This window comes from Neptunicella plasticusilytica (genome assembly GCF_047922965.1).
In the GTDB taxonomy this organism is placed as follows: domain Bacteria; phylum Pseudomonadota; class Gammaproteobacteria; order Enterobacterales; family Alteromonadaceae; genus Neptunicella; species Neptunicella plasticusilytica.
Genome location: NZ_CP150481.1, coordinates 3,013,757 through 3,035,954 on the forward strand (window position 1 = coordinate 3,013,757; position 22,198 = coordinate 3,035,954).

Annotated in this window: 17 protein-coding genes; 11 read left to right on the top strand and 6 right to left on the bottom strand. The window is 46.5% G+C overall.

The window, feature by feature from the left end; all coding sequences use genetic code 11:
• Nucleotides 1-52 precede the first annotated feature (52 nt).
• Entirely contained in the window at nt 53-655 is a 603-nt protein-coding gene (plsY, locus tag V1467_RS13555) for a glycerol-3-phosphate 1-O-acyltransferase PlsY (protein WP_416305510.1), read from the top strand.
• Between the two features lie 30 nt (nt 656-685).
• Here the strand turns inward: plsY and tsaD are convergent, their stop codons facing one another.
• Entirely contained in the window at nt 686-1,699 is a 1,014-nt protein-coding gene (tsaD, locus tag V1467_RS13560; protein WP_416305511.1) for a tRNA (adenosine(37)-N6)-threonylcarbamoyltransferase complex transferase subunit TsaD, read from the bottom strand.
• A 275-nt stretch (nt 1,700-1,974) separates the two neighbouring features.
• Between tsaD and rpsU the strand changes: the two genes are divergently transcribed.
• From rpsU to rpoD, 4 genes are all read left to right on the top strand, one after another.
• Complete coding sequence (gene rpsU / locus V1467_RS13565) at nt 1,975-2,190, top strand: 30S ribosomal protein S21 (RefSeq protein WP_416305512.1); 216 nt, start codon at nt 1,975-1,977, stop codon at nt 2,188-2,190.
• A gap of 54 nt (nt 2,191-2,244) precedes the next feature.
• Complete coding sequence (locus tag V1467_RS13570) at nt 2,245-2,691, top strand: GatB/YqeY domain-containing protein (protein WP_416305513.1); 447 nt, start codon at nt 2,245-2,247, stop codon at nt 2,689-2,691.
• Nucleotides 2,692-2,800: 109 nt separating this feature from the next.
• Complete coding sequence (gene dnaG / locus V1467_RS13575; RefSeq protein WP_416305514.1) at nt 2,801-4,603, top strand: DNA primase; 1,803 nt, start codon at nt 2,801-2,803, stop codon at nt 4,601-4,603.
• A 97-nt stretch (nt 4,604-4,700) separates the two neighbouring features.
• On the top strand, nt 4,701-6,539 hold the full coding sequence (gene rpoD / locus V1467_RS13580) for an RNA polymerase sigma factor RpoD (RefSeq protein WP_416305515.1): 1,839 nt from the start codon (nt 4,701-4,703) through the stop codon (nt 6,537-6,539).
• Between the two features lie 378 nt (nt 6,540-6,917).
• Here rpoD and V1467_RS13585 read toward each other — a convergent pair whose 3' ends face one another.
• Nucleotides 6,918-8,285, bottom strand: coding sequence for a M14 metallopeptidase family protein (locus tag V1467_RS13585; protein ID WP_416305516.1), 1,368 nt, complete (start codon nt 8,283-8,285; stop codon nt 6,918-6,920).
• 125 nt (nt 8,286-8,410) lie between these two features.
• Here V1467_RS13585 and V1467_RS13590 point away from each other — a divergent pair, with 125 nt between their 5' ends.
• The gene (locus V1467_RS13590) at nt 8,411-9,457 is read left to right on the top strand and encodes a S66 peptidase family protein (RefSeq protein ID WP_416305517.1); all 1,047 of its coding nucleotides are present in this window, start codon (nt 8,411-8,413) and stop codon (nt 9,455-9,457) included.
• Between the two features lie 103 nt (nt 9,458-9,560).
• Here V1467_RS13590 and V1467_RS13595 read toward each other — a convergent pair whose 3' ends face one another.
• On the bottom strand, nt 9,561-12,665 hold the full coding sequence (locus V1467_RS13595) for an efflux RND transporter permease subunit (RefSeq protein ID WP_416305518.1): 3,105 nt from the start codon (nt 12,663-12,665) through the stop codon (nt 9,561-9,563).
• Between the two features lie 12 nt (nt 12,666-12,677).
• A complete protein-coding gene (locus tag V1467_RS13600) occupies nt 12,678-13,730 on the bottom strand; it encodes an efflux RND transporter periplasmic adaptor subunit (RefSeq protein ID WP_416305519.1) in 1,053 nt (350 codons plus the stop codon).
• A 234-nt stretch (nt 13,731-13,964) separates the two neighbouring features.
• On the opposite strand from V1467_RS13600, the gene V1467_RS13605 reads away from it, so the two are divergent.
• The 5 genes from V1467_RS13605 to V1467_RS13625 all read left to right on the top strand — a co-directional run bounded on the left by V1467_RS13605 (nt 13,965) and on the right by V1467_RS13625 (nt 19,788).
• Entirely contained in the window at nt 13,965-14,480 is a 516-nt protein-coding gene (locus tag V1467_RS13605; RefSeq protein WP_416305520.1) for an NUDIX hydrolase, read from the top strand.
• Between the two features lie 103 nt (nt 14,481-14,583).
• Nucleotides 14,584-17,067 carry a glycoside hydrolase family 9 protein gene (locus tag V1467_RS13610; protein ID WP_416305521.1) on the top strand — a complete coding sequence of 828 codons (2,484 nt, stop codon included), beginning with the start codon at nt 14,584-14,586 and terminating at the stop codon, nt 17,065-17,067.
• 91 nt (nt 17,068-17,158) lie between these two features.
• Nucleotides 17,159-17,497, top strand: coding sequence for a Dabb family protein (locus V1467_RS13615; RefSeq protein ID WP_416305522.1), 339 nt, complete (start codon nt 17,159-17,161; stop codon nt 17,495-17,497).
• Between the two features lie 52 nt (nt 17,498-17,549).
• Entirely contained in the window at nt 17,550-18,302 is a 753-nt protein-coding gene (locus V1467_RS13620) for a sulfite exporter TauE/SafE family protein (protein WP_416305523.1), read from the top strand.
• Between the two features lie 157 nt (nt 18,303-18,459).
• Nucleotides 18,460-19,788: a hypothetical protein gene (locus tag V1467_RS13625; RefSeq protein ID WP_416305524.1), complete on the top strand. Its 1,329-nt coding sequence runs from the start codon at nt 18,460-18,462 to the stop codon at nt 19,786-19,788.
• Nucleotides 19,789-19,805: 17 nt separating this feature from the next.
• On the opposite strand, the gene V1467_RS13630 is transcribed toward V1467_RS13625, so the two are convergent.
• Both V1467_RS13630 and V1467_RS13635 read right to left on the bottom strand, forming a co-directional pair.
• Nucleotides 19,806-21,029, bottom strand: a complete 1,224-nt coding sequence (locus tag V1467_RS13630; RefSeq protein WP_416305525.1) for an ABC transporter permease — start codon at nt 21,027-21,029, stop codon at nt 19,806-19,808.
• The gene (locus V1467_RS13635) at nt 21,026-21,718 is read right to left on the bottom strand and encodes an ABC transporter ATP-binding protein (RefSeq protein WP_416305526.1); all 693 of its coding nucleotides are present in this window, start codon (nt 21,716-21,718) and stop codon (nt 21,026-21,028) included. The genes V1467_RS13630 and V1467_RS13635 overlap by 4 nt, the downstream gene beginning before the upstream one ends.
• Between the last annotated feature and the right edge of the window lie 480 nt (nt 21,719-22,198).

Sequence of the window (22,198 nt, forward strand, 5' to 3'; positions counted from 1 at the left end):
CAGATATGTTATATAGATTGCCAAGTGTACCTTCTTTTATTAACGGGTTGAAATGACGGCTCAATTTATATTAATGATAGCGATAGGTTATCTGGCGGGCTCTATTTCCAGCGCCGTGCTGATTTGTCAGTTATTTCGTCTACCCGATCCCAGGCAACATGGCTCCGGCAATCCGGGGGCGACCAATGTATTCCGCCTAGGCGGCAGGATACCGGCGCTATTAACCCTGATAACCGACGTGCTAAAGGGAACGATTCCGGTCTGGACCGGTTATTTTTTGAAGCTGGAACCGGTTATGCTCGGCTTTATCGGTATAGCGGCCTGTCTGGGACATATTTATCCGCTGTATTTCGGTTTTAAAGGTGGCAAAGGCGTTGCGACTGCATTAGGAGCGATGTTGCCAATTGGGCTGGATTTATCCGGACTGTTGATTGGCACCTGGTTTGTCACCGTGTTTATTACCGGTTATTCATCGTTATCCGCGATTATTACTGTATCACTGGCACCGCTTTTTACCTGGTTTATCAAACCGCAATACACCATTCCGGTGGCAATGTTGTCGGTACTGATCGTTGTCCGCCATAAAGACAATATTAAACGCTTGCTAAAAGGCGAAGAAGGTAAAATCTGGGATAAGGGCAAAACCAACGAATAGTTTGCCCTGTTTAGCTCGCTAAAGATAAAGTTAAACTGCTGGCAGACTATCCAATGACCAGCGTGGTTTGGCTTTAGCACTCAACTCAGTTTTCTGGCCTGCTTTTAGCCGCTGTAAACCGGCAAACGCAATCATTGCGCCATTATCCGTACAAAACTCCAAGCGTGGATAAAATACCTTACCGCCCATTTTAGCCGTGGCCTTTTCCAGCTTTTCCCGTAAAGACGTATTTGCACTTACGCCTCCGGCAATCACCAAACGTTTTAAACCCGTTTGTTCCAGTGCGCGGCGACATTTAATCGCCAATGTATCTACCACCGCCTCCTGAAACGCATAAGCAATATCGGCTTTGGATTGAGGACTGTCATCTTGATCACGAATAGTATTGGCGGCAAAAGTTTTTAATCCGCTAAAACTGAAATCCAGCCCAGGTCTGTCAGTCATCGGACGGGGAAATTTAAATTGTCCTGGCGTGCCCTGTTCAGCCATTTTAGCCAGCAATGGCCCACCCGGATAATCCAGCCCTAGCAGTTTGGCGGTTTTATCAAACGCCTCCCCAGCCGCATCATCCACCGATTCGCCCAATATCTGGTACTGCCCAATACCACCTACTTCAACCAGCATGGTATGACCGCCAGATACCAGCAAAGCCACAAAAGGGAATTCAGGTGCGTTATCTTCAAGCATAGGTGCCAGTAAATGCCCTTCCATATGATGTACACCGATGGCAGGAATATTCCAGGCGTAAGCCAGACTTCGTCCTACCGAAGCACCAACCAATAGAGCACCGACCAGTCCCGGGCCTTGAGTAAAAGCAACACCGTCGATTTGGGTCGCGGTGCATTGTGCGTCAGTTAATGCCTGTTTTATCAGTGGAACGATTTTGCGAACATGATCACGGGAGGCCAGTTCCGGCACCACGCCACCATAATCGGCGTGCAGTTTTACCTGGCTGTAGAGTTGATGGGCCAACAGCCCTTGCTGATCATCATAAATGGCAATCCCGGTTTCGTCACAGGATGTCTCTATTCCTAATACACGCATAGCAAAATTCAGTCATTAAACTTCAAGGTTGCGTAGTTTATACTAAAACAGTGAAGTGTTTCTCTATGGATAACCTTATTCAGGGCAAATTGGGCTGATTTGACCGCTTTCATCGGCTAATTTTTGAAATATGCGCCCAGATCAACAGTTTTTAATGCAGTTTGGCTTTACAAAGGTTGTCGATATGATTAGAATTCCGCACCATTTTTAACCATGACGTACAAAATATGGCGTCTGGAAATAAAGCATTTGACTATATTTGAGGTGAGATTTTAATGCCAATCGTTAAAGTAAGAGAAAACGAACCATTTGACGTAGCCCTGCGTCGTTTTAAGCGTTCATGTGAAAAAGCCGGTGTATTATCAGAAGTTCGTCGTCGCGAATTTTTTGAAAAACCGACTTGGGAACGTAAGCGTAAAAAAGCAGCGGCCAAAAAACGTCATATGAAGAAGTTGGCTCGCGAGAACGCACGTCGTATCAGATTGTACTAATCTCCACTATCTCACAACGGGGCCATCAGGCCCTTTTGTTTGCCAGGTTATTCCATGAGTTTGATTGAACAGCTAAAAGATGCCCAGAAAGACGCAATGCGCGCCAAAGACAAGTTGCGCTTGGGTACTATTCGTATGGCGCTGGCACAGGTCAAGCAAATTGAAGTCGACGAGCGGCGTGAAGTGACCGACAGTGACACCTTGAGCCTGTTGACCAAAATGGTCAAACAGCGCAAAGATGCTGCCAGTCAATTTGAACAAGCCGGACGTAATGACTTGAAAGATGTTGAGCTGGCTGAAATCGAGATTTTAACTTCGTTTTTGCCCCAACCACTGACTGCCGACGAAATTAATGCACTGCTTGAGCAAGCCATTGCCGAAACTCAGGCTGCAGGTATGCAGGATATGGGCAAAGTGATGGGCTGGCTTAAACCTAAAGTGGCTGGCCGTGCTGATATGGGTAAATTAAGCGGATTGATTAAGACACGCTTAACCGCCTGAATCTGTTAAGATTTATATTCAAGCCGTATCTTCATGATGGAGATACGGCTTGTTTTGTTTTACATTAGCTGAACTTGTTTTCACCTAACTGATGGTGCTTAGCTAACTTATGGCTGGACGAATTCCCCGTGACTTTATTGACGATCTAATCGCCCGCAGCGATATCGTGGAAGTGATCGACAGCCGTGTCAGACTCAAGAAAGCCGGTAAAAATCATCAGGCCTGCTGCCCTTTTCATAATGAAAAGAGCCCTTCTTTTACCGTTAGCCAAGAAAAACAGTTTTATCATTGTTTCGGTTGTGGCGCGCACGGTAATGTCATCTCGTTTTTGATGGAACATGACAGGCTGGAATTCCCCGAAGCGATTGAAGAACTGGCCCATTATCATGGTGTAGAAGTTCCGCGCGAGGAAAGTACAACTCCGGTCTTTAGTGCTGAACAAAAACAGCAAAGGCAGGATGACTACGAATTACTTGAAAAAGTCGCGCGCTTTTTTGCCCATCAGCTTAAACATCACCAGCAAGGCAGCAAGGCAGTCGACTATCTTAAAGGACGCGGGCTAAGCGGCGAAGTGGTGAAAACCTTCGGTATCGGTTACGCCCCGCCAGAATGGGATACGGCTTTAGGGGCTTTTGGCCGCACCCCACAATTGCAGCAGCAATTGGTGGATCTGGCCATTGTCAGCCAAAACGACAAAGGCCGTCGCTTTGACTTTTTCCGGGACAGGATCATGTTTCCCATTCGTGATAAGCGCGGCCGGGTTATCGGGTTTGGCGGACGGGTACTGGAGAAAAACGATGGCCCCAAATACCTCAACTCACCAGAAACCCGTGTATTCCATAAAGGCAACGAATTATACGGTTTATTTCAGTTAAAACAGGCGCACCGCAGCCCAACTCGTACGCTGATCGTTGAAGGCTATATGGATGTGGTGGCATTGGCCCAATTCGGTATTGATTACGCCGTTGCATCCCTGGGCACGGCCACAACACCTGAACATATTCAGTCGTTGTTTCGCACAGCTCCACAACTGGTTTGCTGTTACGACGGCGATAGAGCCGGACGTGATGCAGCCTGGCGCGCCCTGCAAAACGCCCTGCCCCATTTAAAAGACGGGGTGGAAATGAAGTTTTTGTTTCTGCCCGATGGCGAAGATCCGGACACGCTGGTACGTCAAATTGGCAAAGAGGCTTTCGAGCAAAAGATTGTGCAGGATGCGATGCCACTATCACAATTTTTATTTGAGCATTTGTTAAAAAACCACCATGTTGCCAGTGACGAAGGCAAAGCGGCATTGATCACCGAAGCGGAACAATTGCTGCAACAGGTGCAAGGTGACAACCAGCGCATGCTGTTACAGGAACGGTTGCGTAAACTGGTAGGACAAAACAGCTACAAGCTGGATTTGCAGCGTGATATGCAACTGGCAAATCAACGTCGCAGCAAAGACACCAAAACAGATACAACACCGGTTAAAAATCAGCTATCTCCAGTGCGGACCATGATTAAACTGCTACTGGAACAACCGGCATTAGCCAGTCAGTGTCAGGAAGTCAATCCGGCTTTACTGAATCAGGATTTGCTTGCCGGTTTACCCATGTTGACGGAGTTACATCAATATTGTGTGTCCCATCCCACTAAAAATAGTGGCCAGATCATTGAACATTTCAGAGAGCACCCCCATGGTAGAGCTTTGGCCAAGTTGTTAATCGATAACAATGCCAGCGATGATGATGATATCACCAACTTGTTTGAGCAACGCAAGACACAGGTCTTTAAGGACAGTTTTGCCAAATTGATTGATTTGCAAATTAACAGTCGAATGGAAGAGCTATTGGCCAAATCGACGCTGAGCGGGTTAGATGAAGCAGAAAAACAGGAACTTAAAGCACTTTTAAGTGAACAAAATTAGTCCTGCCTATGGATGAAAGTTACACATATCTGCTATACTGGCGAATTCGCCCCGTCCCTTTAAATCGTATTAAATTTTAACTACTGGAAGTCTTTATATGGTGTCAAACAAGCAGTCTCAGATAAAACTCCTGATCGCCAAAGGCAAGGAACAGGGATACCTGACCTTTGCAGAGGTGAATGATCACCTTCCACAGGACATCGTTGATTCAGATCAAATCGAAGATATCGTTCGTATGATCAACGATATGGGCATCAAAGTGTTTGAAAATGCCCCTGACGCTGACGAATTGTTAATGCAAGAAAGTGCTGCCGATGAAGATGCTGCAGAAGCTGCGGCACAGGCACTGGCAACAGTAGAAAGCGAAATTGGCCGTACCACCGATCCGGTGCGTATGTATATGCGTGAAATGGGCACGGTGGAACTGCTTACCCGTGAAGGCGAAATTGTTATCGCCAAACGTATTGAAGAAGGCATTAATGAGGTTCAGTGCTCTGTCGCCGAGTATCCTGAAGCTATTACCTATCTGCTTGATCAATGGGACTTGTACGAAGCGGAAGAAATCAGATTAAGTGATATCGTGATCGGTTTTATCGATCCCAATGCTGAAGACGATATTGCCCCCACAGCTACCCACGTCGGTTCCGAATTGTCCAAAGAAGAGCTGGACGATGAAGACGATGACGGTGACGACGACGATGCCGAGGAAGAAGAAGACACCGGTCTGGATCCTGAACTTGCGCGTGAAAAATTCAATGCTTTGCGTGGCCAGTACAATAAAACACGTGATGCAATCGCCAGCAAAGGCCGTAGCCATGCCAGTGCCAAGAAAGAAATTGCCGAACTAAGCGAAATATTTAAAGAATTCCGCTTGGTACCCAAACAGTTTGATCGCATGGTTAAAAACATGCGTGGCATGATGAATCGTGTGCGTGTGCAAGAGCGTCTGGTAATGAAGCATTGCGTCGTACAAGCTAAAATGCCGAAAAAAGAATTTATGAAAGCCTTTGCCGGTAATGAAACCAGCACTGACTGGATTGAGAAGATTTTTGCTTCTAACAAGCCTTATGTGGAAGCTTTGTCAGAATACCGCGAAGAGCTGGAACGTAGCGTTAGTAAACTGAACCATGTTGAAGAAGAAACCGGCTTAAGCATTGTTGATATTAAAGATATCAACCGCCGGATGTCGATTGGTGAAGCCAAGGCGCGTCGGGCCAAAAAAGAAATGGTCGAGGCCAACTTGCGTTTGGTTATCTCCATCGCCAAAAAATACACCAACCGTGGTTTGCAGTTCCTGGATCTGATTCAGGAAGGTAATATCGGCTTGATGAAAGCGGTAGACAAGTTTGAATATCGCCGTGGTTACAAGTTCTCAACCTATGCCACCTGGTGGATCCGTCAGGCCATCACCCGTTCAATTGCGGATCAGGCACGTACCATTCGTATTCCGGTACATATGATTGAAACGATTAACAAATTGAATCGTATCTCTCGCCAGATGCTGCAGGAAATGGGACGTGAACCGACTCCGGAAGAATTATCCGAGCGTATGGTGATGCCGGAAGACAAGATCCGTAAGGTACTGAAAATAGCCAAAGAGCCGATCTCGATGGAAACACCCATCGGTGATGATGAAGATTCACATCTGGGTGACTTTATTGAGGACAGCACTATTGTCCAGCCTTTGGACTCAGCCACTTCAGGTAACCTTAAAGGCGCCACTCAGGAAGTACTGGCAGGCTTGACGGCCCGTGAAGCCAAAGTACTCAGAATGCGTTTTGGTATCGATATGAACACCGACCATACGCTGGAAGAAGTAGGTAAGCAGTTTGACGTTACCCGTGAGCGTATCCGTCAAATCGAAGCCAAGGCATTACGTAAATTGCGCCACCCCAGCCGCTCGGAGCAGCTGCGCAGTTTCCTGGATGATCAATAAAATTTATCCGGCTGATATCCAATAACCAAAAAGCACCTATGTAGGTGCTTTTTGGTTTCTGCGACATGCTTTACTAGGGCGTGTTGATCTTTGGTGTATGAATTTTGTTCAAGTCCAACACCTTCTGGTCGCGACGCCGGGTTGCAGGCCCTTACGTTTAAAATAAGGGGTCTAAGTCAAAATCCGGCAACAAAGAGCAGAAGGTGTTGGGTTGAACCCCTTTCTTTAAAACCGTGGGGGCAGTGTTTGTAGCGCATTTCTACAGCGTTATCGCTCGCTTATGTAGAATAACTACACCACACTCGCTCTGCCTTGTATAAATACGCTACAAACTGCTGCAAAAACACACACCAAAGATCAACACGCCCTAGAGAAGCTTCACTCACCTCGTGGTAAGTCTATCAGCTCACTATTTATCAATACGCGTCTTTCATCCTGTTTGACCATCATCAGCGCGGCAGGCATGCCTCTAAGTGGCCTTTCGGCTTGCATTTTTAGGCTAAAGACAATGGGATAACCTGACTGGTTTTTAATGCTGTCACGCTCACCCGAAAACTGGCAGTAACCTTGTTTAAGCAATTCAATATAACGAGCTTTAGTAAGCTGCAAGGTTTTGTCACCAGACAATGGGTAACTTTTACAGGCTTGATACTTCCACCCTGTTGCATCCACACGGCTAAATGCGTCAAAAGTGGATAAATCCCCCACTTCATCAATACGCCCGGTCGCGAGGCTACGATTAAGCCTCATCCCGATATCGAGCAAATAGCTTTGAGCGCCGGTATTAACTGTTAAATTACTAACAATCACGTCCTTAAATGCATTGCTGTTATTAAATGGAATAGATAAATATGCATCGGTGGTTTGCTGCAAATAACTTTGATCAGCAATGCTGCTAATTGCCGCATGCAACATGGCGAGATTAGTTTTTCTGGCCACCTGACGATTAGGATCATTCGGGTAAGCACCAGATTCTATCAGGATTGTACTTATGCCCATCTTCGAGAAATTATCACCAAAGGCACGCGGCGCAAAGGTATCATCATAGCGCCCCATATGACCGGGAATAATTTCGTCGCCCACTTGTTTAAGCACTCCAATGAGTTGCATTGCACGGCGGCGTGAATCATTCACCTCTTTAGCCGCATTAAAAGCTGGAGCTAACAATGAAATCGTTGCGGTATTACCGCTGTTACCGGCGCCGTAATAGGCATTTTGATCATGTAAGTTGAAACCAAAATCGGGCTTTATCGATTTAGCCAGCGACATGAGAACACGCCCTTCCGGGGTTTGCAGACGTCTGGCATCACGATTGATATCGATATCCTGAATATTGTAACGTTGAGATAGTTCGGCGCCGTCAGGGTTGATCATCGGTACCAGATACAGACTGATTTCATCCTGCCAGCTAGCCAGCCATTGCGGGCGTTGATGGATCATGTTCAGTAAATCAAATACCGCGCCGGTGGCCGTGGGTTCGTCGCCATGCATTTGTGACCACATCAGTATTTTGGTTTTACCTTTACCGACCTTGAACTGATAAATTCCGCGGCCTTGCGCAGATTCACCCACCTGGCTGACTTCAACCTCCTTATACTGTTTAGTCTTGTCAATATATGGCACGATATCCGCGTGTTTGATTTGGCGTTTATCCAGGCCGGGTACCTGATATTGTTCAAAAGACACAGGCTGTGAACAGACCTGAAAACTGCAAAGGGTGAGTAAAATTAAGCTTATTCTTCTCATTTTTTATTACAAATTATTGTATGATTTGTAATAAATTAACATTCGGGTGATGTAGGCTCAAGTCACATTAACTCATTTTGTCGTCAAATCATCTTAACTTAATATAAAAATAACAGGAGCGAGAAATGGACCGCAGAACCTTTGTCAAAGCCTCTACTCTGGGTATGTTACTCAGCCAGTCTTCACTGGTGTCAGCTAAGTCTTCCCAACCATCTTCTGCTCAATCCGTTTTTCCAAAGCGCCTCAAGCAAGGCGATACCGTCGCGTTGGTCGCCCCCGCAGGCGCATTAAACCAGAAAGTGGAACTGGAAATAGCCGTTGAGTCATTTCAGGCCATCGGGCTGAAGGTTAAAGTAGGCAAGCATGTACTCGACAGGGATGGCTATTTTGCCGGTACCGATCAAGACAGAGCTGCCGATATTAACGACGCTTTTTCCGATCCGGAGGTCAAAGGCATTATCGCCGTGCGCGGTGGTTGGGGATGCAACCGCATATTACCTTTCCTCGATTTCGATATGATTGCCCAAAATCCCAAGGTATTGCTCGGTTACAGTGACATTACCACCCTGCTAAACGGCCTATATCAACATTCTGGACTGGTGTCTTTTCATGGGCCGGTAGGTATTTCTTACTGGGGGCAGGATCAAGCCGAACAGATGCGTAAAATGATTTTCGAAGGTGGCAAGTTCATCATCAAAAATCAGCCTGACAAAGATGAAAAGGCACTAACCCAGCGTAAAAATCGCATTCAGGTGATTAATTCGGGTAAAGCTACAGGCCGTTTGGTGGGGGGAAATTTGACAGTTTTGACCAGTCTGGTCGGTACACCTTACTTACCGGATATGCAGGGAAAAATCCTGTTTCTGGAAGATGTTAGCGAATCGATTTACCGTATAGACCGCTATCTATCCACTTTGCAACTGGCGGGAAAACTGCAGCAATTAGCGGGTGTGGCGTTTGGTCAATGCTCGGATTGTAATCCAGAAAAAGGTTATGGCGGTTTCACCTTGTTGCAAATTCTGGAGCACTATTTTAAACCACTAGGCATCCCCGCTTATATGGGTGGCCAGTTTGGGCATGTCAGGGACAATAATATTCTACCAATTGGGGTTAATGTCGAGCTGGATGCCGATCAGGGTAGTCTACGTTTATTAGAATCTCCGGTTAGTTAATCCAGCACTGATTAAACTGCACTAAAAAAGCCGCGAGCTAAACAGCTCGCGGCTTTTTGTTTCAGCCTAGTTAACCTGAGTCCATACATCAAACTCAGGTTAATTAATCTTCCCGATGAATATCCGGATGTTCGGCTTCCAGTTTGTCAAGCTGGCGGCTGATTTCCAGTGGCGAACCGGTATTGCGGCAAATCCAGTAATAAGCGGTTGGAATAACAAACAAGGTCATAAAGGTGGCAAATAGCACACCGGCAAAAATCACCATACCGATCACCTGACGGCTCTCGGCTCCCGGCCCCACCGCCAACACCAGTGGCAAGGCGCTAAAAACGGTGGTGAATCCGGTCATAACTATCGGTCTTAAACGTTGTGCTGCAGCCCTTTTTAATGCCTGTTCAAATCCCATTCCGGCATCACGCAACTGGTTGGCAAACTCGACAATCAATATGCCGTTTTTGGCCGCCAGGCCAATCAACATTACCAGGCCTATCTGACTGTAGATATTGATAGTCATGCCGGAAAAGTACAGCCCGGCAAAAGCGCCAACCAGTGCCATCGGCACAGTTAGCATAATCACCAGCGGATGAACAAAACTTTCGAACTGGGCCGCCAGTACCAGATAAGTCACTGCCAGTGCCAAAATAAAGATAAACACCACCGAGTTACCTGATTCCTGATACAACTGGGATTCGCCTTTGTAATCCACCGATGCATTATCGGGCAATTCGGTCTTGACAATATTATTCAGATAGTCCAGCGCCTGCCCAAGGGTATAACCCTCCGCCAAATTAGCACTAATGGTAATGCTGCGCATTCGGTTATAGCGATTCAACTGCGACGAAGTTGCCTGCTCTTTAAAACTCAGTAAATTATCCAGCGGAATAAGCTTGTTGCTGCGCTGGGAACGCACGTACAAATTGTTGATATTCTGAGGACTGCGATAGTCATCTTCGATGCCTTTCATGATGACATAATATTCTTCACCCCGATCCAGATAGGTCGAAACCCGGCGCTGCCCCAGCATGGTTTCCAACGTGCGGCCAATATCACCGATCGACACGCCCATATCCGCGGCGCGATCCCTGTCGATATTGACCATTAATTGCGGCCAGGTTTCTTTATAGTCCGAATCTATTCTTAACAGGTTAGGATTCTCGGCGGCTTTGGTCATCAGAATATCCCGCCATTCCACCAGTTCTTCATAGGTATTGCCTTGCAACACAAACTGTACCGGGCGCCCTGCACCACCGGATAAGCCGCTGCGACTAAAGGTAAACGCCTGTACATCAGGGATCACCGACAATTTTTCACTGACCTCATCCATCAGCTCGAAAGTCGACTTGTTGCGGTCTTTCCAGTCCGCGGTACCCACAATGGCGATACCGGAACTGTTACCCCAGCCGGGTGTTCTTACCAGTATTTTCTTGATATCGCCCATATCAAGGTAGGGCAACAAGATAGCCTCAACTTTACGCATATTGGCAGCATTGCTTTCAAAACTGGCACCTTCAGCACCTTTCACCTGCACATAAAAATTACCCCGGTCTTCCTTGGGAACAAATTCGCTGGGCACCTGATTGCTCAGTTGATACAACGCCAGTACACTCAAGACGACAACCAGCAACGTTACTAATGGCTGATGGATCGTCTTGCCTATGGCGGAAAAATAACTGTTTTCAAAGCGCTGAAAATTACGATCCATCCAACTGCCCAAACCACTATTGCGCTCGGTTTTACGCAACAACCGCGAACACATCATGGGGGACAAGGTTAGCGCGGTAAAACAGGAAAAGCCGACAGCGGCAGCAATCGCTAACGCAAACTCGGTAAATAAACGGCCAATGTTGCCTTGCAAGAACACTAGCGGTACAAATACCGCGATCAACACCAGGGTTGTTGCGACCACCGCAAATCCCACCTGACGCGCACCACGATAGGCAGCCAGTAACGGCGGTTCTCCTTCTTCGATACGCCGATGGATATTTTCCAGCACCACAATGGCATCATCCACAACCAGTCCAATCGCCAAAACCATCGCCAATAACGTCAGCAAGTTGATGGAAAAACCCAACGCATACATCACAATAAAAGCGCCAATCAGCGACACAGGAACAGTAACAGCCGGGATCAGCGTGGCTCGGACATTCCCCAGAAACAGGAAGATAATAATCACCACCAATGCAATAGCAATCCACAAGGTGTTGTACACCTCATCAATCGAGCCTTCGATAAACACTGACGAATCATAACTGGCGACAATAAATATATTATCCGGCAAGGTTTGTTCTATTTCTCCGATGGCTTTTTTGACTTTGCGCGCCACTTCCAGCGTGTTGGCTTTGGACTGTTTAACAATCCCCAAACCCACCATGTTGACACCTTCACCACGAAACTCGGTTTTGTCGTCTTCCGAACCCAGTTCCACCTTAGCAACTTCACCCAGCTTAATCAGATAACCGTCGTCACCTTCTTTAATGGTTAAATCGGCAAAATCTTCCGGTGACAGGAAATTACGCGCCACCCTGACTTCAAAATAACGTTCGGTGGATTCCACTTGCCCGGCAGGTAACTCGACATTCTCGGAGCGGATGACATTTTCAATGTCAGTCACAGTAATGCCACGCGCCGCCATGGCATTGCGATCCAGCCACACCTTCATGGCATACCGCCGCCCACCACCAATCTGTACCCGTGCCACTCCGTCGACTACTGACAGACGATCAGCCAGATAGCGATCGGCGTAATCGGTCAGCTCCATGACCGACATGCTGTCACTGCGCAGGTTATACCAGACCACAGCCTGTTCATCGGAGTCCGATTTAAACACTTCGGGTGGCTCTGCTTGTTCAGGCAAGTTGTTTAATGCCCTGCTGACCCGCTCACGCACGTCATTGGACGCGGCATCAATATCGCGTGATAAGTCAAACTCGATGGAAATACTGGAGCGTCCATTACGGCTGCTGGAGGTGATATTTTTAATCCCGGCAATACCACTGATACGATCTTCCAGTAATTGGGTAATACGGGTTTCAATAATATTGGCCGACGCGCCTGGATAGTTGGTATTAATCGATACAATGGGCGGATCGATATCCGGGTATTCTCGCAGGCTCAGGTAACTGATAGCCACGATACCAAATACCACCAGCAACAAATTAATAACGATGGCAAAGACTGGGCGTTTTACTGATATATCAGACAGGATCATGTGAACTGCCCCTTAGCCATTTACATTTTTAATTATCGAACCATCACTCAATCGTAGCGAACCCTCTGCCACAATCTGTTCGCCTACTTGCAGTCCGTCAAGGATCTGCACCCAACCCGGCTTACGTTGGCCAATCTGCACTTCTTTACGATGCGCCACATTGTTGGCATCAATCACAAACACATATTGCTTGTCCTGGATCGGGATCAGGCTGCCTTCAGGAACCAAAATAGTATTAAGTACCTGTTTTTGAATATTGATTTGCAACAACATGCCGGGACGTAACTGGTAGTCCGGATTATCAACTATAGCCCTTACTTTAATCGCACGGGTAATAGGATCAACGCGGGAATCAATGCTACTGACCTTGCCACCGAATAGCTTGCCTGGATAAGCAATAGAGGTGGCTGCAATCTGCTGCCCTACTTCGACGCTGGCCAAATGCATTTCGGCTATACTGAAATCCACCTTAACCTGATGCAAGTCATCCAGGGTGGTAATGGTATCACCGGGTTTCACCAGCGCACCCAAACTAACCTGGCGGATCCCCAGACGTCCGGCAAATGGCGCCCTGACTTCCAGCTCGGCTAAACGGGTATTGGCCACTTCAAGCTGTGCCTTTAAAGCTTTTACTTTGGCTTCCTGCTCATCCAGCAATTGCTCAGAGGCGGCGTTACCCCTGGCCAAATTACTAATCCTGTCCAGCTGGCGCTTGGCCTCGCGTAAGTTGATCTGCAATTCATTCACTTTGGCTTTTTCTTCACGGCTATTCAGGGTTAGCAATATCTGGCCAGCCTTAACGAGCTGACCGTCATCAAACTGGATATTGTCTACCACATCACTGGTTTGAGCCGTGATCATCACCGCTTCATTCGCAATAGCGGTGCCCAGCGCTTCTATAGTGATTTCAAGCTGGTCTTGCTTTACTTCATATAACACAACGGGTGATTCTGGCCTCTGTTGCTGCTGTTCTTCCACCTCTTTTGGCAAATACAGATAAACCACAACACCTATTAACAGTATTGCTGCAATCAAAAGAGGAGTAATCCGAACCTGCTGTGTCATTCAATCAACCTTTCTGTATATGTAAATCAATATCGGCTGTTAAACAGTGTAACTGCTTGATTTATCTTCCATCGGAAACTTCAGTATTAAATATAGATGGATAGATTAGAACGCAAACAGTGATGGAACTGAAATAGAACGCTTTTCTGTCGTACCAATTTCACACTCTGTGTTGTCGCCAATACCGGAATCGAGTCTAATAGGACAAGCGTCTAACTTACACTGGATAACATTTTGTTTAAATTCGATTTATCGCGAATATTCGTTACTTCGTATTGTTTTATCGGGATTTTTTCCTGTTCAACGGAAAACCCTGCCTCACCGGTTTGTCGGGTCGAACCGCAACAACAGCAAAATATTCAGGCCAACGCGGGCTGCCTGATCAGAATCAATGATGAAATGATAACCATTGAACATCGATTAACCGACAAACTGGATATTCCCGGTGGCACCAGCGAAGGCAATGAAAGCGCGCAGTGTACAGCTCACCGGGAAACATGGCAGGAAACCGGATTTAATGTGGAAGTGGGCAAATTACTCGGTGTTAAGGATAACGGTTTTCGCTTTTATCAATGCCAGCTCTCCGGCGATTTCACTGGTAAAATCAAGCAATTTCCGGTGCCGGACTGGTCCGCAGATGAAGTAACAGCAATCAAGTTGAAAGACCCTTTTGTCACCCGTGATACAGACTGGCGCTACCCCGATGAACTGATTGAAATCCGCGCTATGTTCAACCAGATTGAGCCTTAAAAAGTCATAAATAACGTAAGGGAGCTAATCGAAACAGTAATATGTAACCCCATAAACCCATGTTAGTTTTTTGTTAAAAAATACGTCGTCAAAAGGCAGCAAAATGAAAATTAACAAAAAACTGGGTCGCCCACTGCTACTGCTCTCTCTAAGCTGCTCAATTTCCGCTCATATTACCGCAGCGGAACTCAAGTTGAACGAAAAGGAATATTTTGCAACCGCCGGGGTCAATGTACTGGTATTCAGCAACTGGTATAACGGCCTGTTCAGCGACGCCAAAATCAGTGGCGTAGAGTTAATCCAGCATGGGATCAGAACGGCCACCAACGGCGACGTGCGGCTTAATGATACGCCTGAACAATGGGATGCTATTCCGCAGTTTATCGAACGCAAAGTCGATCAGAAAAACCAGACAGTCGAAGCTTTTATGCACTACCCCGACTACGATTTTAACTATTCGATAAAAGCGCAAAAAAATGACGATGGCGTCAAAATTACGGTTAATCTGGAAAAAGTATTGCCGACCGAACTGGTGGGTAAAGCCGGTTTTAATTTTGAATTTATTCCGTCCGCCTATTTCGAAAAATCCTTTATTATGGATAACCAGACTGGTATTTTCCCGGTCTATCCGGGTGGCGTTAAAGAACTAAATGGTCAGGTTGCACCACAAGCATTGGCCAGCGGTAACCAACTGACCCTGGCACCGGAAGATCCGGAACATCGCGTCAGGATAAAATCGTCCGTGCCGTTAAAGCTGTTCGACGGTCGTAGTAAAGCCCAAAATGGCTGGTTTGTATTACGCAGTTTAATTCCGGCCGATAAAACCGGTGCCGTAATCGAATGGCAACTGGACGCCAATGCGATTGATAACTGGCAGCGCGCACCGGTGATTGGTCACTCGCAGGTCGGCTATCACCCCAATCAGCAAAAAGTGGCGGTCATAGAGCTGGATAAACAAGCCAGACTAGACAGCACTGCCCGTTTATTGCGCATCAGCGCCGACGGAACAGCACAAACAGTTCTGAGTAGCAAACCGCAAAAATGGGGTGACTACACCCGTTATCAATACGCCAAGTTTGATTTCAGTCAAATTCAAGCCGAGGGTATTTATCAACTGGAATATGCCGGTACCACAACCGCACCATTTCGCATCGCCAAGGATGTATATGATGCTGCCTGGCATCCGACTCTGGATATGTATCTACCGGTACAAATGGATCATATGCTGATCAACGAAGCTTATCGGGTCTGGCATGGTGCCTCCCATCTGGACGACGCTCTGCAGGCGCCGGTTAATCATCAGCATTTTGATCTCTATGCCCAGGGACCCACTACCGATACAAAATTCCAGCCCGGCGAACATATTCCCGGCCTGAATATTGGCGGCTGGTACGATGCCGGCGATTACGATATTCGTACCCAAACCCAGTACGGAACAGTGATGGACCTGGTCAATGTGTGGGAAAACTTTAAACCTCAGCGGGATACCACTCTGGTGGATTACGACCGAAAATACGTGGATTTACATGTACCTGATGGCAAACCGGATCTGTTACAGCAGATAGAGCATGGCACACTGGCATTGATTGCCCAGTTTAGAGCCGTAGGACATGCCATTCACGGTATTATCGTGCCGGATATTTCCCAGTATACTCATTTGGGAGATGGCCTGACGATGACCGACAACCTGATTTATGACGCTGACAAGGGCGAGCTGGAATCTGACGGCTTTAGCAGTGGCAAATTCGATGATCGTTGGGCCTTTACCAGCAAGTCATCAGCACTCAACTATGGCTCAATTGCCGCATTAAGTGCCGCCAGCCGCGCATTAACCGGCTATAACGATGCATTAGCCAAAGAGTGTCTGCAAACTGCAATAAATGTCTGGGCGCAGGAACAAACGCATGAACCCGATCTGTACCGCCATGGTAATACCACCGGCGGACCACTGCCTGCCGAGCAGTTACGTGCTGCGACAGAACTGCTGATCAGCACCAAGGACCAGCAATACGCCCAGGCCATTAATAACCTGTTACCCGAAATAGCTACAAACTTTGGTTATCATGCTATTTTGGCAGTACGCGCCATGCCTTATATGGATGATGATTTTAAGGCCAAAATAAAGTCGCTGGCGGTCGCTCATCAAAAGACCTTAAACGCGTTAAACCAGAAGAACCCGTACGGAGTGGAAATCACCGAAGGTGGCTGGGCCGGCAATGGCACCATTATTCGCCATGCCATGACCAACTACTATTTACACAAAGCCTTTCCCTCGATCGTCGACAGCGAGCAGGTATTCAGGGGACTGAACTATCTATACGGCACTCACCCTGACTCGGATATTTCCTTTGTCTCCAATGTCGGAACCCAATCCAAACGGGTCGCTTATGGGATGAACCGTGCCGATTTCTCGTTTATCTCAGGTGGTATTGTTCCCGGAGTATTGATCCTGAAACCTGATCTGCCCGAAAACAAGGAAGATTGGCCGTTTTTCTGGGGTGAAAACGAATATGTGGTCAATCTGGGCGCCAGTTACATCTTTTTGGTTAATGCCGCCAAAGAATTGCTGGATAATCAACAAAACTGAGTCAAATAATCCAATATCGGGACAGCGAATGGCGCGTAGAATATTGTTGTATTAATTATCCCGCTATATGCGGCTAATGGAAATTGAGTTTATGTCTAAACAGCAGATTATTGAGTCTCAGGGCTTTATACACACAGTATTTTTCTGGCTTCATCAGCCAGACAAGGCTGAACATTGCCGTCAATTTGAACAGCATTTGAGTCATTTCATCAATCATTCCGACTATGTTAAATCCAAACATATTGGCAAAAAATCCGGATCGGAACGTGAAGTAGTCGACAGCAGTTATGACTACTGCCTGATTGTCACATTTAACAATAAATCCGAACAGGACAAGTATCAGAACGAACCTGCGCACCTGACATTTATTCAAAATGCAGCGCATCTATGGAAGAAAGTCAGGGTGTACGATTCCGAGAGTATTTTATAGTCGGCCAAACTTTTCCCGACTCATTCAATAAGCTCTGTTAGAATTCGCACGGATGATCGAATTATTCTCTTATACCTTAAGTTATTACACCCTTGCCCTGCTGTTTCTGGTAGCGTTTTTTATTGGCATGGCCAAAACCGGTGTACACGGCATTTCGATGTTTTCAATTCCGTTGCTGGCGGTGATTTTTGGTGGCAAGGCCTCGTCGGGATTAATGCTGCCCATGCTGATTATGGCGGATTTGTTTGCGGTTCATTATTACCATCGTCACGCTAACTGGGGTTATTTAGTCAAGCTGTTTCCTTCCGCGGCTGCTGGTGTACTGATTGGTACCTGGCTGGGTAACCTGATCGATGATCAACTGTTCCGATTGTTGATGGGCATTATCATCTTTATCAGTCTGGCGATTATGCTGTGGATGGAAAAAGCCAATAAGGAACAAGTTCCCGATTACCTGTGGTTTGCTATTTTAATGGGCACATTGGGCGGTATCACCACCATGATCGGTAATCTGGCTGGCTCCATTATGGCGTTGTACTTACTTAGTATGCGTTTGCCCAAAAATGAATATATCGGTACCGCCGCCTGGTTCTTTTTGGCGATTAACCTGTTTAAAGTCCCTTTTCATGTCTTTAGCTGGCACACCATTGACTGGCACTCCCTTGCGCTGAACCTTATCGGTTTACCCTTTATTGCCTTTGGGGCCTGGGCCGGTATTGTGTTTGTGCGCCATATACCCGACAAACAATATCGCTGGCTGGTTCTGGCCATGACCGCGGTGGCTGCAGTATTTATGGTTATCTGAAGCCCCCTGCGTCAATTGATAAAAGTTGTTGCTGTTTAAATAATATTCAGCGTAATCTTTGCGTTATAACGAAAACATCCATAGCCTTGTAAGCATTGCGGTTGGCTGCCGTTGGTTGATTTTTATCTCACAATAATCCGGATATGGAGAAGGTAAAATGACGCAATTATTCAAAGCAACCCTGGTTGCATTAGCCTTGTGGTTAAGTGCCTGTGGTAGCGGACCAGATGCTCCCGATATTGAACAACACTTTCAATCCCACCTACCAAATAACTGGCAATTAGACGATTTTGACATTGAAGCCGAACAACAGACCGGCACTGAAGTCCTGCCGCAGTTTCAATTCCGCTTCACCGCAACCTTCTCACCCAAACAGGATTTATATAAAAAAGTCGGTCAGTTGCAGGTTATCCAGATATTGCAACTGAGCATCGAGGAAGGCGATGAAGTCAATGTGGCCGGTGTTGCCACCTCAGACTATATTGGCGCAAAATGGCAAACCGATTTTGATATTAGCAGTACCCCGTTTAACTTTTCTGCAGCCGGTATGCCAGTATCATCCTATCCCGCAGATAGCCTGCTGTTAGGTAGCAGCGAGTTTGAAGACAAGCTGGATGACACCCGCGAGCAACTGGAAAAGTTGGCTGAAAAAGTTAATCGCCAACAACAACAGCTAAAACAACAGCAGCAGGATTTTGCCCAACTCAGTCAACAAATCACTCAGGACAATCAACAGGCTGCCGGCGAGTTATCCGAAAAAATAACCGAACTGAACCAACAAAAACGAGAATTACAAAAGCAGCAATCACAACAAAAAAATGAACTATATTCCGATAAAAAACAACAAGTTGACCAACAAATTGCCGAATGGAAGGCGGACAGAGATCAAAAACTGGCCGCTATCACTGCTCAAAATAAAGACATGGATAATAGCTTTAACGAGACCAAAAATCAGCTACGTAAAACCCGTTCGGTTCAACAGACCGACGCTAAAAAAGCCAGTAATACCGCATTGGCCGAAGCCAAAAAGGCCATGACCAGAGAAGACTATAAAGTGTTTGCCAACGAGCAAGGCCAGAAACTTAAAACCCAATACCAGACTATTGACCAGCAATATGACGCCGAGCTGAGCAAACTGACCACTGACTATAAAACCCGCGATGAGCAACTCAGAAACCAAGCCAACGAGATCAATAATGAATATAATCAACAAGTTGAAGCAATAAACCGGCAATTTTCACAAGACTGGAAGCAAGCTTCTTCCAGCCTGGACGAAGACCACAAAGCGGAAATGGCGCAATACAGTCAACAGCGGGATGATGCCAACCAGGAGCGCATGGAAACGGTCAAAGATAACCAGCAAAAACAACAGCAACAGCGGGTGGAACTGGTCGAATTGCAAAAGCAGCTCAGTAATAACACTAATCATTACAACCGGCTGGTAGCCGAACTGGCTGCGCTGGAAAAACTGGCTGCCGGACAATAACCACAGGATGCGCGGTGCTAACCGCGCATTTGCATACCATCATGCAATGTCATTCGGTACGCGCGGATGGCAGGAACCAACCCCAGCAACAGCGAGGCTATAAACACCAGCCCCAGCAATTTCCACTCTGCCGAAGTCACGCCGGTTATCACCAGTTTCATTCCTAATTGTTGCTGGATAACAGGTAGCAACCCCCATTGCGCGACAAAAAATAACACGACACCAAACAGACAACCCAATAGGGCCAGCAAAGCGGTTTCGCCCATCAGTAACATGAAAATATGCCGGGGAGCCGCGCCTATTGCCCGCAATATGGCCATTTCCCGCTGGCGCTGAGTTAAGTTGGTCAAAATATTAGTCAACATGCCAATTAAGCCGGTAACCACTACCAGAATAGCCAATAACATCAGCCCCTTTTCCACCATCGACATCAATTGCCATAGTTGCTGCAATGCCACCTGCGGCAGAATTGCCAATAAAGGTTCAGCTTCAAATTCATTGATGTCCCGCAACAAGGTCAACAAGGTAAATTTAGATTTAGCCCCCAGATAAAACGCGCTGATCCCGCCATGTTGGTGCTCGTCTTCATTCATGTGGTGCGGTGATGACTCATGCATATGGTCGATAGCCGCCAGATTGACAAATAAACGCTGATCAATCGGCGTACCGGTACGTTGCAAAATACCGCTAACCACAAAGGGATGGCCCTGATGGTGGGAAAAACTGATTTTCGCCACACCATGACTCAACACCAGTTCATCACCTAACTGATAAGCCAGCTTTTGCGCCACCTCTGCACCCAGCACCAGTTGGTTTTCATCTGCAAAGGCTTGCCCTTCAACAAATTCCAGTGGGGTCTTGTTGGCATAGCGACGATGTTCAAAATAACCTGGCTCTGTACCGACTACCCGATAACCCTGATGGGAATCGCCCAATGAAATCGGCACTGTCCAGGCGACATCTTTTAACTCGGCAATCTGCTGATAACTCTGCCAACTAATATTATTGGTCGGATCGCCCATACCAAATACCGAATACAACAACAGATTCAGCTGCCCGGTGCGGGCACCCACAATCAAGTCGGTACCGGAGATGGTCTGGGTAAAACTGGTTTTGATTTGTTGCTGTAAACGTTCCACGCCCAATAACATCATTAAACTGATGGCAATAGACAATAAAGTCAGGCTCAGGGTAAAACGCCTATTCAGCAAACTTTTTCTGGCAAGAGTGAGCATATTCATTGTTGCTCTCCAGCCTGTCCAAGGTATAACACCTGCTCAAACTCAGCTTGCAACGCCGGATCATGGCTAACAAATATCAGCGTTGAGCCAATCTCTGTTACCAGAGACAGCAGCATCTGCATAAAACCGGCACAGTTTTGCTTGTCCAGTGCCGAAGTGGGTTCATCGGCAATAATAATCTCCGGTTTATTATACAGGGCCCGCGCTATCGCCACCCGCTGTTGCTGACCGACACTCAACTGGCTGACCGGCCGGGCAAATAAACTGACCGGAATATTGAGTTGCTGCAAATACTCTTTAGCGCTTGCGAGTCCGGAATCTGTCTGTTTATGTCCGGCAAACAGACCGGCCAACTGCACATTTTCCACTACGCTCAAATAAGGCAGTAAATTGAACTGCTGGAATACATAACCTATATGCCGGGCACGAAAATGATCGCGTTTGGTTGAAGACAGTTGCGACATTGGTTGACCCAATAAGGTAATTTCACCCTGCTGGGGAATATTAATTCCCGCCAGCAAAGACAACAGTGTCGACTTACCGCTACCACTGGCACCCTGTACAAATAAGCGCCCTCCCTGTTCCAAAGTTAAATGCTCTATATTGATTAACGGCTGATTCTGTGCGGATTTGCCTGTTGGCCATGAAAACTCAAGCTGCTCAATTTGCAGCGCATACTGAAGGGACAAAATGGATTATTCCTTAAAACAGCGGGTAAAAATATTTGACCTATTTATATCAGTTAACAACTTTAGACGATAGTCACCTTGGTACTCTTATAAAATAATGATATTTATCATTGACTTAATTTGTTTCATTATACGACGACGGTAGTTTTTTAGCTAAAACGATAAAGCCGTTGAATATGCCGTACACGAATTGGCATTGCATAGCGTATAGATTACACAAAACTAAAAATCCAATTCAATACTGTCAGGTTGTTTTACACTTTTATTGTTTGGAACGCTTAGTGAGCAACATCTTAAAAATTAATATTTTGTATTTATGGGAGTTTTTAACATTGGCCTGTTGTTTGCTCATTACTGTACTGATAGCACTATAAAAACACCGAAAAAATCTCTACTACAAAAAAGCTGGTGATTTAAATCGTTGCTAGAATGATATAAGAGGTGATGTAGCTGTATTTATCCTTCATAGAATATCAGATA

Excerpts from the sequence above, each read along its gene's own strand:
- V1467_RS13600 (WP_416305519.1), bottom strand. The coding sequence starts at position 13,730 with ATGACACAGCAGGTTCGGATTACTCCTCTTTTGATTGCAGCAATACTG.
- rpsU (WP_416305512.1), top strand. The coding sequence starts at position 1,975 with ATGCCAATCGTTAAAGTAAGAGAAAACGAACCATTTGACGTAGCCCTG.
- V1467_RS13595 (WP_416305518.1), bottom strand. The coding sequence starts at position 12,665 with ATGATCCTGTCTGATATATCAGTAAAACGCCCAGTCTTTGCCATCGTT.
- rpoD (WP_416305515.1), top strand. The coding sequence starts at position 4,701 with ATGGTGTCAAACAAGCAGTCTCAGATAAAACTCCTGATCGCCAAAGGC.
- V1467_RS13615 (WP_416305522.1), top strand. The coding sequence starts at position 17,159 with ATGTCTAAACAGCAGATTATTGAGTCTCAGGGCTTTATACACACAGTA.
- V1467_RS13630 (WP_416305525.1), bottom strand. The coding sequence starts at position 21,029 with ATGAATATGCTCACTCTTGCCAGAAAAAGTTTGCTGAATAGGCGTTTT.
- dnaG (WP_416305514.1), top strand. The coding sequence starts at position 2,801 with ATGGCTGGACGAATTCCCCGTGACTTTATTGACGATCTAATCGCCCGC.
- V1467_RS13590 (WP_416305517.1), top strand. The coding sequence starts at position 8,411 with ATGGACCGCAGAACCTTTGTCAAAGCCTCTACTCTGGGTATGTTACTC.
- V1467_RS13570 (WP_416305513.1), top strand. The coding sequence starts at position 2,245 with ATGAGTTTGATTGAACAGCTAAAAGATGCCCAGAAAGACGCAATGCGC.
- plsY (WP_416305510.1), top strand. The coding sequence starts at position 53 with ATGACGGCTCAATTTATATTAATGATAGCGATAGGTTATCTGGCGGGC.
- V1467_RS13585 (WP_416305516.1), bottom strand. The coding sequence starts at position 8,285 with ATGAGAAGAATAAGCTTAATTTTACTCACCCTTTGCAGTTTTCAGGTC.
- V1467_RS13610 (WP_416305521.1), top strand. The coding sequence starts at position 14,584 with ATGAAAATTAACAAAAAACTGGGTCGCCCACTGCTACTGCTCTCTCTA.
- tsaD (WP_416305511.1), bottom strand. The coding sequence starts at position 1,699 with ATGCGTGTATTAGGAATAGAGACATCCTGTGACGAAACCGGGATTGCC.
- V1467_RS13620 (WP_416305523.1), top strand. The coding sequence starts at position 17,550 with ATGATCGAATTATTCTCTTATACCTTAAGTTATTACACCCTTGCCCTG.
- V1467_RS13625 (WP_416305524.1), top strand. The coding sequence starts at position 18,460 with ATGACGCAATTATTCAAAGCAACCCTGGTTGCATTAGCCTTGTGGTTA.